Here is a 13,468-nt window from a genome sequence, read left to right as displayed (position 1 = left end):
GCCTTGTAAATGCTAAAGCAGCTTATCTATCGCTTAGGGAGCAATCCTAAGCTGAGCTTAAAGCGCTTTTTTCGCGGCTTAGCACTGTTTGTGCTAGCCGTGATATTCATATCTATTGGGTATTACACCCACTACAGCTTACAAATAATTGGCGTTATAATTTTACTCCCCGCATTATTTTTTGCCGGTTGGGGCTACTGCGGTATTTTTGCCAATCGTTTTTCACAAGTTTTAAAAGATATGGGCCCTAAACACCACGACCCCGATCTCTGGAAATAAACCATTTATTTAATCTAATAGCTGATTATTTATTTTTAAGAGGTGATATTTAATTATTAATGTAACCCCGCGCATTAACATAAAACAGCTCATAGCCAGCCATAACCCGTTATTTTGCAAGTCTATAAACACCCAAAACACACCAAAAAAGCCAACTCCAGCTGAAAGTATCATACTGTTACGCATGTTCTTTGCTCGCGTAAGTCCTACAAAAACACCATCAAACAAAAAGCAGCTCATGGCCAAAATTGGTAATACTATTATCCATGGTAAATAATGCGTTGCCTCTTGAATAACCTCTGGCACATTGGTTAAAAGCTTGATTATGGTGTTGCCAAATAATGCAAAAAATAGGCTATATAACACACCAAAAAGCATCCCCCAAAATACGCTTATTTTAACCCACAGCTCTATATTCTTAACACTTCCTTGGCCTTTAGCTTGCCCTACTTTTGCCTCAGAGGCGTAAGCAACGCCATCAAGAGCAAAGCTCACCAACATTAAAAAGTTAAGTAAGACAGCATTAGCAGCTAATGTGGTTTCGCCTATACGCGCCGCGTAAAATGTCATAAAACTAAAGCATAATTGCAGTATTAAAGAGCGAATAAATATATCTCTATTCAAACTCAATAATTCAGCCATTTTGCTAATACTCAACCAATTCGGTACATTTAGATCAATGTCTTGTTTTTTAGCTAGTTTAGCCACCAAAAACAGTGCAAATACTAGTGCAGTATAGTCAGCAATAAGTGACGCCCATGCAGCGCCTGCAACTGCCCAATCTAAATAAACAACAAAATAAATATCGAGCACTATATTAACGATATTAGTGACGAGTAATAAATAAAATGGACCTCGACCATAATGCACACCAAGCATCCACCCCAGTAACACTAAATTACATAATGCTGCTGGAGCACTAAAAATACGAATGCTAAAATACTGATAAGCTTGGTTAAGTACGTCGCCATTGGCTGCGGAGAGGTAAGCTATAGCGTGCTTTATTAATGGGGATAACACAATTAATAGCACGGCCACTGCGCTTGCAAGCAATAGGCTTCGTTTAAGTAAAGCGGCAAGTTGGGTTAAATCGTTTTTTCCGTATGCTTGTGCCACGAGTCCCGTGGTGCTCATTCTTAAAAAACCAGCAAGCCAAAATAAAATAGATATAACAGCAGAGCCAAGGGCAATTCCAGCTAAGTAATGAGCGCTTCCTAAGTGCCCAATTACAGCAGTATCAACAATTCCTAACAACGGCACTGTGATATTTGATAGTATCATCGGACCCGCTAACAACAGCAAGCTTTTATGGTGTGCCTTATTATGTATAAGAAATTGTTTCATTTAGTGTTATTTATCCTCATTAGTGTATCTGTGCGGGCTCAAGCAGCCGTTATTTTACAGTATCATCATGTTAGTGAAACCCTACCCGCTGTCACGAGCGTTAGCGCAAATACATTTACGGAGCACTTAAGCTATTTAAAAGAGCACAACTTTAACGTTATTCCTCTTAATGAGTTAATTAGCGCGCTTCAACAAGGTGAAACTTTACCTGATAAAACTCTCGCCATCACCTTTGATGATGGCTATAACAATAACTATGAACAAGCCGCACCTATTTTAGAAAAGTTTGGCTACCCGTACACTATCTTTGTAAATCCTAAATTAATAGACGAAGGTATGAGTTACGTAATGGGGTGGGATAAGCTCAAAGAATTATCTAAAAAAGGGGCATTAATAGCCAATCATAGCGGACAACATGATTACTTACACCTTAAGCTTGAAAACGAAACCGATGCACAATGGCAATCACGTATTAAGCAAGATATTCTTAGCTCTCAAAAGCGTATAAAAGAAGAAATAGGCCACAACTATAAATACTTAGCATACCCGTATGGTGAGTTTAATAACGAGCTGCAAGCACTCGTGACAGAGCTTGGTTTTGTGGGTATTGGCCAGCACTCAGGCGCTGTAAATAAAGGTTCTAATTTTAGCCGCTTGCCGCGTTTTCCTGCATCAGGCTTTTACAGCAAACTAGAAACCCTTATTACTAAGCTTAACTCACGCGCGTTTAATATCACCAATTTAACTTATCAAGATAGCGTTACACAGCAAAATCCACCCACGCTCACAATTGAATTTAAGATGGGTGATTTTCATAAGAGCCAATTTGCCTGTTATGTATCAAGCGTAGGCCAAGCAGATTTAAAATGGATAACTAAAAATACTGTCGAAATAACCTCACCAAAGGTGCTTAATAAAGGGCGTTCTCGTTTTAATTGCACGGCCCCTTCTATTTCAAGCCCTGGTGATTACTTTTGGTTTTCGCAGCCTTGGGTAATAGAAGCGCCTAAACCTTAACAGCCTGATGTAAAAGCCGCTGGGTTATTTTATCCAGCGCAACTATCTCGTCAGCTGCATTTAGCTCAGCAGCTGCTTTAGGCATACCCCATACCACAGACGAATACTCATCTTGAGCCAAGGTATGTGCTCCGTTTTGTTTTAGTGCAAGTAACCCTTTTGCGCCATCACTCCCCATTCCTGTTAGTATGGCTGCAACTACGTTTTTAGCCCCAGTTTCAACTAATGAGTTAAACAACACATCTACCGCAGGTTTATGTCTGTTCACCGGCTCGCCATCATCAAGCTGGCAATACAAGCTAACACCTCGTTTTTTAATACTTAAATGAAACCCACCCGGTGCTATATAAGCCCAGCCCGCGCTAAGCTTATCGCCATGTTCAGCTTCTTTCACATTTATCGTGCATGTACGATTCATTCGCTCAGCAAATGAAGCGCTAAACACTGGAGGAATATGCTGAGTAATTACAATTGGCGGGCAATTTTGTGGCATTTTAATAAGCACTTCTTTTATAGCCTCAGTCCCCCCCGTTGAAGCACCTACCGCTATTACTTTATTAAGTAAAAACTGAGAATGAGTATTAATAGGCTCATTTGTGACGACCGTTTTTTTATAGCTTCTTACTCTTGCTCCAGCAGCTATTCGCACCTTTTGTTGGACAAGTGATGTATATTGGCTCAATTGCTCTCTTACGTTATTAGTAGGCTTAGCTATAAAATCAACAGCCCCTAATTCGAGTGCTTCGAGTGTAATAGGAGAGCCTTTTTGCGTCAGAGTTGAAATCATCACGACTGGCATTGGCCTTAATCGCATTAAATTTTTTAAAAAACTAATACCATCCATTTTTGGCATTTCTACGTCGAGCGTTAATACATCAGGACTGAGTTTTTTTATCATTTCGCGAGCTTCATAGGGATCCTCAGCACTCCCCACTACTGTAATGTCTTTAGCTTGTTGTAATATTTCAGTGAGTAAACGCCTAATCAAAGGGGAGTCGTCAATTATTAATACTTTAATCATGCATACTCCTAAAACAGCTCTATATCGGTTACTACTTCTTGCTTTTTAAGGTTTTGTAAGTAACGGACTTCGCGTTTTTCAATCGTATTATTATGTAGGTTTTTAAGTTTTTTCATATGAACTTTACCGGTGTTCGGATGAAAAAATATTTTTCGTGGCCATGGTCCACCCATATCATGGGCAACTAGATTTAATGCCTCTTCTTTAATATACGCTGCTGCAAAACTAATATTACCCAACCCTATATCAGTCATCGCACTAATAATTTTCCCCCCGCCAAAAAGTTTTACTTTTAGGTTACACCGAGACGCGCCATTTTTTAAAACTTCGTTTATAAGATACTCCATAGCCCAATTACCGTACCGACAACTTAAACTATGCGCATTTTTAAGTTCTACTCCCTTTTGAATTGGTAACATAAAGTGATTCATCCCGCCAATACCAAGTACTTCATCGTATACACAAGCCGCAATACACGAACCCAGAACTGTAGAGATCAGTTCATTATTTTTAGAAACATAAAACTCACCCGGAAGTACTTTAGCTACAACGCTACCTCGGCCCGAATCCCAATATCGTTTAATGTGTTCAAAGTTAGGTAATACCGGCCTAAACTCAGTGTGCATTTTGTCCCTTTTGGTACATAGTTTTCCCTAAGTTTTTGAATTGTGAATGCTCTTTACCCATACTTTCTGAGTGACCTAAAAACAAATAACCTTGTTCATTTAATATATTAGCGTAGCGCTTAAAAAGCTGATCTTTTGTTTCTTTATCAAAGTAAATAACAACATTACGACATAAAATAAGATCAAATGATCCTTTCATTGGCCAGTCTTGCAATAAGTTTAAACGCTTGAATGAAATAGACTCTTTTAGTTTATCTCTAACTTTATAATTTTCACCATCTTTACTTTTTAAAAACCAACGCTTAAGTTGCACGTCATCTAAGCCATTAACATTCGCCGCGGTGTAAATACCTTTTTGTGCTTTTGCCAATACATTAGAATCTAAATCGGTTGCTAGTATTTTTACATCCCAATTGCTCGGAAATGCGTTATTTAAAGTCATCGCCAAACTGTAAGGCTCTTCCCCTGTGGAGCAACCTGCAGACCAGATTCTTACTCGTTTACTGTTTTTATTGGCCTTTAAAAGAGCCGGTACAAGCTCAGATTTTATAAATTCAAAATGATGTATTTCACGAAAAAAAGACGTTAAGTTCGTTGTTATTGCATTAATAAAGGCATCAAATTCCTGATCTTTATGACTATTCAGATACTCTAAGTAAGCTTTAAAATCAGTTAATTTACGCTCCCTAATACGTCTTGCTAAGCGTGAATAAACCATCTCTCGCTTATGATCCCCTAATACAATTCCACATGCGCTGTAAACTAAACTGGCAATTTCCTTAAAGTCGCGGTCGGTACACAAAAACTCTTTCATTGTTCGCTCTCAATTAAACCTAACGCTAACAAGTAGTGCCTCGCTGTAACTATTTATTAGACGAGGCATAAAAAGGCTAAATATTAAAACTCTTCCCACTCATCAGCTGAGTCTACAAAGTTATCGCCCCTTGGCTTATTACTCACAAAACGACTTTGCGGCTTATGAGATATTTCAGGGGTTCGCATAGTTGATGACATCATTGTCATCTCTTGCTGATCTACTGAGAAAAAGTTAAGTAATCGGCGCATCTCATTAGCTTGCTCAGCCATAGACTCACCAGCAGCAGAGGCTTGCTCTACTAGAGCGGCATTTTGTTGCGTCATTTCATCCATTTGAGAAATAGCTTTATTAACTTGTTCAATACCTGCACTTTGTTCTTCAGATGCCTCTGTAATATCAGAAATCATTTGCGTCACTCTTTGCACCGACACAACAATCTCTTTAAGTGTAGCGCCCGACTCATTAACTAATTGAGAGCCATCAGCTACTTTGCCTACACTATCTCGTATTAACTCTTTAATTTCTTTCGCTGCGCCCGCAGAGCGCTGCGCTAAGTTACGAACCTCACCTGCAACAACCGCAAAGCCTCGACCTTGTTCACCGGCTCTTGCTGCCTCCACTGCGGCATTAAGCGCTAATAAATTCGTTTGAAACGCGATTTCGTCTATTACACCGATAATATCTGCAATTTTTTTGCTCGACTCATTAATTGCCGACATGCTCGTAACTGCTCTATTAACAACTTCACCACCTTGAATTGCTTTTTCACAGGTTTCTTCTGCTAAGTCGTTTGCTACTTTTGCGTTATCAGCATTTTGACGAACGGTACTGGTCATTTCCTCCATACTTGAAGCGGTTTCTTCAAGTGACGAGGCTTGCTCTTCTGTACGTTGGCTTAAATCAGCATTACCTTGAGAAATTTCTTCTGCACCACTGGCTACTAACGTTGCCGATGAATTTATGCGATTAATCACTTCTGTTAATTTATCTGCCGTTGCATTAGCATCGCGTTTGAGTTTATCAAATGAGCCTTTATATTCTTTTTCAACTCGTTTTGATAAATCACCACTTGCCATCGCATCGAGCATATTGCCAGTGTCGGCAACGGCATCATCAACTATTTTAACTAAGCTATTTAATCCTTGAGCCAAACGTAAAAAGAACCCTTCCTTCCCATCTTCCGCTACTCTTGTATCTAATTCGCCATTACCTGCAGCACCAATAAGCTCAGCGATTTCTTTTTCAAGCGCAACTTCATTGGTTCTATCTTCCCACTCAACAATGGTGCCTAAATGCTTTCCGTCTTGACTGATCCAAGGTGAAGCAATCAAGGTAAAAGTGACACCTGCTAACAGTAGCTCGGCTTTATAGGGCTTATCTAGGTTTTTTAATAAATCACGTTGATGATTAGGGTGCTTATGAAAATCATCAACACAGGTGCCAATTAAATTATCAACAGAAAAGCTTGGCAATACGGTTTGTAATTCTTTTTCGCGGACTTTTAGCATTTGCTGAACACGGTCGTTCACAAATACTATTTTAAGGTTTTCATCAGCAATCATTACGTTTGCTTGGCAAACTTTAAGCGCATTTGCTAAATCGGCTGCTTTGCGAGATGCTTTTTCAAGCTCTTTTTGTTCAGTAATATCAGATGCATATTTAATCACTTTAAACGGCTTGCCGTTCATATCATAAATTGGGTTATAAGATGCTTGAATCCAAACCTCCTGACCCTGCTTTCCTATTCTTAAATATTCCCCAGAATCAAATTCACCGCGACCTAGTTTGGCCCAAAATTCTTTATATTCGATACTATTTGCATGTTCGGGATCAATAAAAAGCCTATGGTGCTGGCCTTTAATCTCGCTAAGTTGATAGCCAAGCGCATTTAAAAAGTTATCATTGGCATCAATAATAGTGCCATCTAAATTAAATTCGATAACCGCTTGAGATTTACTTATAGCACTAATTTGCCCTGAAGCTTCTGCTGTTATTAACTTTTGCTCAGTCACGTCGGTGGCAAACTTAACTACTTTTAATACTTGCCCTTGCTCATCAACAATTGGGTTATAAGTTGCTTGGATCCATACCTCAGCTCCACCTTTTGCATTACGCTTAAACTCATCTGAGATAAACTCGCCATTACGCAGGCGTTGCCAAAAGTTTTTATAATCGTTGCCCTGAGCTTCATCTGGGTCAACAAACATCGAGTGATGCTGGCCTTGAACCTCCTCAAGACGATAGCCCATCGCGTTTAGAAAATTCATATTTGCAGTAATTATTTTTCCGTTAGGTTCAAATTCAATCACCGCTAATGATTTATTCAATGCGTCTACAATTAAATCATTACTTGATTTTGACTGCTTTGGATTACTAAACCATCCCATGCTCATCACCACCTTTAAGTTTATTATTCATTTAGTTTCTATTTGCTAAATATTCATTGTTTTTTGCAGGTCAATTAGCGCTACCATTTTTTCACCAACATTCACCAACCCAGCTACATATTCACAATTACTCGATTCAGACAAACTAGGAACTGCTTTAGCATCTTGCTCCGCAATACTGTAAACATCAGAGACGGCATCAACAGCAACACCTATAATTTTACTACCTAGTTCAAATTCTATTTTGACAACGATAACCACCGTTAATGGTCCATAGTCGACACTTGGTAATCCAAAGCGTAACCGTAAATCAATAATTGGCACTATTGTTCCGCGTAAATTAATAACGCCTTTTACAAATTCAGGTGCATTGGGCAGTACTGTAATTTCTTCCCAACTGCGAATTTCTTGTACTGTTAAAATATCAACGCCATATTCTTCATCAGCCATAATAAAAGTTAAAAACTGTTTTACACCTTGCTGTTGCTGAAGATTTAATTGGTTACTTAACTGGCTTTGATCTGAGCTCATAACGCCTCCAAAGTGGCTTGCGTTTCAATAGTTAGTTCTTGGCTACCTGGCTTTTTTAAGCCTGAGAGCTTTATCAAGCCGCTAATGTCCACAATCAGCGATACACGCCCATCTCCTAAAATAGTGGCTCCCGATACGCCATCCACTTTATGGTAGTTTGCCTCTAAACTTTTAATAACAACCTGCTGTTGAGACAGTAAATCATCAACTAATAAACCCACCTTTTGGTTATCTGTTTCTACAACAACAAGCAGCGTTTTATCGAGTGATTCAATAGCATTTTTATGATTAAAAATATCGTAAAGCCTTAAAATAGGAATGTATTCGTCTCGAAGCCTCAATACATCAAGGCTTTTACCCACTCGACTCACTTTTGCAATATCAATTTGCAGTGACTCCACAATAGAAATGAGCGGAATAATATAAGTATGCTGAGCCACCTTAACTAATTGCCCATCTAAAATAGCGAGAGTAAGGGGTAATCTAATAGTAAACGTAGAACCAACACCGGGCGCTGAGGTTACTTCCACTGAGCCATTTAATGATTGGATATTTCGCTTAACAACATCCATCCCAACTCCACGTCCAGATAAGTCACTTACCTCATCCATTGTCGAAAAGCCCGGCATAAAAATAAGCTCATTTATTTCATCGTCACTGAGATGGTTATCAGCTGAGATTAATTCGTTAGCGATGGCTTTTTCTTTTATTTTTTTTGTATTTAACCCTTGTCCATCATCCATTATTTCAATAACGATGTTTCCACCCTGATGAAATGCATTTAAGGTTACTGTGCCAACGGGATCTTTACCTGCCGCCAGTCTTTGCTCAACAGTCTCTAACCCATGATCAAGTGAGTTCCTTACTAAATGCACCATAGGGTCAGATATTTTTTCCATTACTGTTTTATCAAGCTCGGTTTGCTCTCCGATCAGCTTTAGCTCAACCTGCTTATTTAGCTTTTGCGCTATATCTCGCACTAATCGAGGAAAACGACTAAATACAAAATTAATTGGGAGCATACGAATACGCATCACATTTTCTTGTAAATCACGCGTATTATGTGCAAGTTGTGCTAAGCCTTCTTGTAGTAAAGTGATTGTGGCTGGTGTGATTTCTTGTTCGCTGAGTTGATTTAGCATGGCTTGTGTAATAACAAGTTCACCTACCATATTTATTAACGAATCAACTTTATCAATGCCAACGCGAATGGAGGTAGACTCTGGTGTACTTGCAGGTTTTTTATCTTTATTAGCAACGGGTTGCTGTGGCTTACTTGGTAACTCAGCTACTTTTATTGAATCGGGTTCTTCAAGCTCAACAGCTTTAGGTATCTCATCTTGATTAGGTGGAATTGGCTCATCATTGCCAAATAAGCCGCCACATAATTCAACTTTTATATCGGCATCGTCTTCAACCCATTCAAACACTTCTTTTATGGCTTTTTCATCATGGCTAGTGCTTAAAAAAAAGCGCCAATGTAAAAAACATTCATCACTACTTAAATCGGTGATTTCTGGAACTTCATCGTAAAATACTGTGGTTTCTAACTCACCTAGCTCTTCAAGCTCACTGATCATATACAGTGGCTCGTTTCCTGTTTTAAATAAATGATGATGAGGTTTAAAGTCTATTTGATAGGTATTACTACTTGTTTGCTCTTCACAGCTTTGAGGTTTATTCTCATGTGTTTCATTTTTCATTCCAAGTACATGTTCAAATTGTACTTTTAACAAATCTGCTTCGGTTAAATCTGGCTCTTGTTCTCCTTGAAGTGCAGCAAGTAAAGCGCGTAAGCAATCCACAGCTTTGAGTAACAAATTAACATGCTCGGTACTAAGTTCTCGTTCACCTTGGCGAATTTGATCTAGTAATGTTTCAAGTACATGAGTAAAGTCAGCAACGGAGCTAAAACCAAATGTCCCACTGCCTCCTTTTATTGAGTGAGCAGCTCTAAAAATAGTGTTGATAGTTTCTAAATCTTCCTCACCTGGCACTAAGTTTAATAGCTCAGCCTCCATGGTATCTAGGCCTTCAAAACTCTCTTCAAAGAAAACTTCAAAAAATTGACTTAAATCTATACTCACACTGCGCTCCTTAGCGAATAACTTTTTTAATTACCGCTAGTAGCTGATCGGGATTAAATGGTTTAACAATCCAGCCTGTTGCCCCAGCAGCTTTACCTTCTACTTTTTTTTCTAAACCCGACTCAGTTGTAAGCATCAGTAATGGTGTAAATTTATAACTAGGCAAAGTACGCAGCTCTCGTATTAATGTAATTCCATCCATTATTGGCATGTTTACATCTGAGATCACGGCATCAAAGTCTTGCTGCTTGGCAATAGCGAGAGCTTCACTGCCATCTTTAGCTTCGGTTACATCAAACCCTGCGGTTTTTAATGTAAAGCTCACCATTTGACGCATCGATGCTGAGTCATCAACCGCTAAAATTCTTTTCATATATACCCCTAACTTTTACTTTCGGTTGTTAAGTATTGGCTTAAGCCAAGTTTATTGATTGTATGTGTTAAGGCCTCGCTACTGCCTACCCAAATGATTTTGTGCTGTATGGTAAGTAGGTGTTTTTGTAAGGCGCATAAAAGTTGAATTGAGGCAGTATCAGCAGAAATTACATCGTTAATATCAAGACAGATATCATCGTTGCTATTGAGTTCGTGCAGTAAATCTTGATGTAGTGTTTCAACTTGCGTAATAGCAAGTTCGCTCGGAAGTTTTAGCATTTTGTAGGTGCATTCCCTGTCAATTCAATTCATAACAAAAGCTTAGCCCTAGTTATTAAAATTGCCATAAAATGCTTAATTAAATTTAAATCGTCGTTAAAAAACAAAAAAAGGAGCCTAAAGCTCCTTTCAAATTGGTAAAAAGTAAAAACTAGTTTTTGTAGTAATCGGCTATTTTTTTAAACTCTTGCGTTAAAATCGTCGCGTTAATTAATGGCACTCTACCTTGTTTAAATTCTGGTTTAAAAATAGCTCTAACGGCTCCATTTTGATCAACCATAGCGACCGAAGCACTATGATCAACTGCATATTCTGATTCACTACTATCGCTAATCGCGTAAATTAAACCAAGCTCTCTAACAACAGGAAAAAGGTGTTTATGTTCCCCTGATACAGCTAAAAAGTCAGGATTAAAGTAATCTATATATTGCTTTCGTTTAGCTGGTGTATCGCGTTTTGGATCAACCGATAAAAACCAAATTTGTAGCGGATAATCTGCCTGTAAGTTTTTATAAACAGCATTTAACTTAGCAAGTGTTAATGGACAAATATCTGGACAGCTTGTGTAGCCTAAAAATACTAAATTCCACTGTCCTACAAATTGTTGCTTAGTCACTAATTCACCACGCTGATCATTTAACGTAAAATCAGACAGTGGCTTTGCATTTTCGTAAACTAATGCATCTACATCTGGCGGACTATTTTCATTTGAGCATGCTGATAAAAACAAAACTAAAACAACAATTAATCCAAGCCATAACTGCTTCATAAAGGGAGCCATTTATCTATAAATAAGATTACAAAGAGTACCATTAAATGAATAATCGAAAAACGAAATAAGTCCATTGCAGTCTCATCATTTCCAGCAATCTTTAATTTGACGGCTTTATATATAAACACTGCATTTAATACACACGCACCTATTAAATATATTAATCCAGACATACCAATTAAATAAGGCAATACGCAAACAACAGCGAGTAAAACGGAGTAGGCAACGACGCACGTTTTACAAAAGTCGATTCCATGGGTTACTGGTAACATAGGAATTTTAGCGCGTTCATAATCACTTTTTCGTGCTATAGCCAGCGCCCAAAAGTGTGGCGGAGTCCAGGTAAATATTATCATTACAAGTAACCAAGGGGCTGCTGCCATTTGGTTTGTTTCTGACACCCAACCTAATAATGGAGGCATTGCGCCAGCCAACCCACCTATAACAATATTTTGCGGTGTAGCACGCTTTAAAAATGATGTATAAACAAATGCATAACCTACCAATGCAAATAACGTTAATATAGCGGTTAAGGTATTAGCCCACACCATCAGCATAATAAAACCCGCAACCCCAATAACAGCTGCAAAACTAAGCGCATGTGTTTTACTTAAACGCCCTTTAGCCACAGGGCGATGACGAGTCCTTGCCATTTTTGAGTCTATCTCACTATCAACCACATGATTAATAACCGCTGCAGCAGCAGAAAGTAGCCCTATACCTAACAAGCTAATAAACTGTACAGCCATACCTCGCCCTACATCAGGAGCCAGCGCTAAACCAACCCAAGCTGTTAGTACCAGCATGGCTACCACTTTAAATTTACTAATTGCTAAGTAGTCTTGCAGCAAATTATGAGTACGCGAAATTAGCGATTGAGCATTAACGGGTAGCAGTATTTTTTTATCAATTATAAGTGCCATTATATTTCCCCTTTATGTGCGTGATTTTAGGTAATAACACAACCTAACCATGCTTAATAATAGTATGGCAGCCATCAAGTTATGCGCCAATGCAACTCCCAACGGAATATGCCAATGTACTAAAATAAGCCCTAAGCTAATTTGGCAAAGCAGGGTAAGCAATACGCTCACCACGCAATTTTTAATTTTTTTAGAGTACGCTTGGCTGTATATTTTCCACATAATTAGCGCCAGAACGATGCAAGTAACCAGTGCCAAAATGCGGTGTAATAAATGAATAGACATACGCGCTTGCTGCGATAACACACCAAACTCATAATTACTATGCTCAAGTGGTAATTGAAATACGCTACTCAATGAAAACGGTTGTGCGTTATTACACAATGGCAAACCACTACAATGAGGAGCGGCGTAATTTGCAGCCAGCCAACCACCAAGTGCAATTTGGATAATTAATACACTGAGCGCTACTAAACTTAAACCAAAATAGCGTTTTGCGCCGCTATCACCACCCATAATAGGTTTTGCGGTTAGCCGTAAATATAAAAGCGTTATAAGTGACAAAATACTAAAGCCACCTAATAAGTGCCCCATTACAATAAGCGGCTGAAGGTTCATGGTTACTGTCCACATACCAAGGGCAGCCTGAAACACCACTAGTAGAAGTAAAGCCAAAGGCAATTTAACTGGCGTAGTTGGATATTGGCGTTTTAAAAAAGCCAACACAAATAAACCTAAAATAAGTAAACCTAAAGCACCTGCAAAGTAGCGATGAATCATTTCTTTCCACGCTTTTGCGGTTTCGAACATCATATCGGGGTAGCTTTGAGTTGCTAAGGCTATGTCAGCCTCATGCTTAGGTACCGTTAAAAAGCCATAACAACCTGGCCAATCAGGGCACCCTAATCCTGCATCACTTAAGCGGGTGTATGCACCTAAAGCAACTACAATCAAAGCGAGTAATCCTGTTATTAATACTAAGTTTTTATAATTTTTATACATCAGATACT

The 13,468-nt window shown here is 38.7% G+C and carries 14 protein-coding genes; 2 read left to right on the top strand and 12 right to left on the bottom strand.

Annotated elements, in window-relative coordinates; translation table 11 throughout:
- Window positions 1-9 precede the first annotated feature (9 nt).
- Window positions 10-279: a hypothetical protein gene (locus tag H5120_RS15790; protein WP_002959572.1), complete on the top strand. Its 270-nt coding sequence runs from the start codon at window positions 10-12 to the stop codon at window positions 277-279.
- Window positions 280-288: 9 nt separating this feature from the next.
- On the opposite strand, the gene H5120_RS15785 is transcribed toward H5120_RS15790, so the two are convergent.
- On the bottom strand, window positions 289-1,560 hold the full coding sequence (locus H5120_RS15785; protein WP_182675471.1) for an MATE family efflux transporter: 1,272 nt from the start codon (window positions 1,558-1,560) through the stop codon (window positions 289-291).
- 42 nt (window positions 1,561-1,602) lie between these two features.
- On the opposite strand from H5120_RS15785, the gene H5120_RS15780 reads away from it, so the two are divergent.
- Window positions 1,603-2,640 (top strand): polysaccharide deacetylase family protein, encoded by a 1,038-nt coding sequence (locus tag H5120_RS15780; RefSeq protein WP_182675470.1) that lies wholly within the window; start codon window positions 1,603-1,605, stop codon window positions 2,638-2,640.
- Here H5120_RS15780 and H5120_RS15775 read toward each other — a convergent pair.
- The 11 genes from H5120_RS15775 to H5120_RS15725 form a co-directional block, all read right to left on the bottom strand.
- Window positions 2,630-3,661, bottom strand: a complete 1,032-nt coding sequence (locus H5120_RS15775; protein WP_182675469.1) for a chemotaxis response regulator protein-glutamate methylesterase — start codon at window positions 3,659-3,661, stop codon at window positions 2,630-2,632. The two genes, H5120_RS15780 and H5120_RS15775, sit on opposite strands and share 11 nt — an antisense overlap.
- Before the next feature lie 8 nt (window positions 3,662-3,669).
- Entirely contained in the window at window positions 3,670-4,287 is a 618-nt protein-coding gene (gene cheD / locus H5120_RS15770) for a chemoreceptor glutamine deamidase CheD (protein ID WP_182675468.1), read from the bottom strand.
- Window positions 4,277-5,101, bottom strand: a complete 825-nt coding sequence (locus H5120_RS15765; protein WP_182675467.1) for a protein-glutamate O-methyltransferase CheR — start codon at window positions 5,099-5,101, stop codon at window positions 4,277-4,279. The genes cheD and H5120_RS15765 overlap by 11 nt, the downstream gene beginning before the upstream one ends.
- An 83-nt stretch (window positions 5,102-5,184) precedes the next feature.
- Entirely contained in the window at window positions 5,185-7,491 is a 2,307-nt protein-coding gene (locus tag H5120_RS15760; RefSeq protein ID WP_182675466.1) for a methyl-accepting chemotaxis protein, read from the bottom strand.
- Between the two features lie 45 nt (window positions 7,492-7,536).
- Window positions 7,537-8,022, bottom strand: a complete 486-nt coding sequence (locus tag H5120_RS15755; RefSeq protein WP_002959588.1) for a chemotaxis protein CheW — start codon at window positions 8,020-8,022, stop codon at window positions 7,537-7,539.
- Entirely contained in the window at window positions 8,019-10,109 is a 2,091-nt protein-coding gene (locus H5120_RS15750; RefSeq protein ID WP_002959591.1) for a chemotaxis protein CheA, read from the bottom strand. The genes H5120_RS15755 and H5120_RS15750 overlap by 4 nt, the downstream gene beginning before the upstream one ends.
- A 10-nt stretch (window positions 10,110-10,119) precedes the next feature.
- Window positions 10,120-10,482, bottom strand: a complete 363-nt coding sequence (locus H5120_RS15745; RefSeq protein WP_002959593.1) for a response regulator — start codon at window positions 10,480-10,482, stop codon at window positions 10,120-10,122.
- A gap of 8 nt (window positions 10,483-10,490) precedes the next feature.
- A complete protein-coding gene (locus H5120_RS15740; RefSeq protein WP_002959595.1) occupies window positions 10,491-10,763 on the bottom strand; it encodes an STAS domain-containing protein in 273 nt (90 codons plus the stop codon).
- Between the two features lie 151 nt (window positions 10,764-10,914).
- Window positions 10,915-11,532 carry an SCO family protein gene (locus H5120_RS15735; protein ID WP_182675465.1) on the bottom strand — a complete coding sequence of 206 codons (618 nt, stop codon included), beginning with the start codon at window positions 11,530-11,532 and terminating at the stop codon, window positions 10,915-10,917.
- Window positions 11,529-12,458, bottom strand: a complete 930-nt coding sequence (gene cyoE, locus H5120_RS15730) for a heme o synthase (RefSeq protein ID WP_024606467.1) — start codon at window positions 12,456-12,458, stop codon at window positions 11,529-11,531. Before cyoE ends, H5120_RS15735 begins: the two co-directional genes overlap by 4 nt.
- A gap of 12 nt (window positions 12,459-12,470) precedes the next feature.
- Complete coding sequence (locus H5120_RS15725) at window positions 12,471-13,460, bottom strand: heme A synthase (RefSeq protein WP_182675464.1); 990 nt, start codon at window positions 13,458-13,460, stop codon at window positions 12,471-12,473.
- Window positions 13,461-13,468 lie beyond the last annotated feature (8 nt).

It is taken from the genome of Pseudoalteromonas sp. SR43-2 (assembly GCF_014163885.1).
GTDB lineage: Bacteria > Pseudomonadota > Gammaproteobacteria > Enterobacterales > Alteromonadaceae > Pseudoalteromonas > Pseudoalteromonas distincta.
Note: the sequence above shows the minus strand (reverse complement) of the source record. Positions and strands in the feature narration are given on the sequence as shown.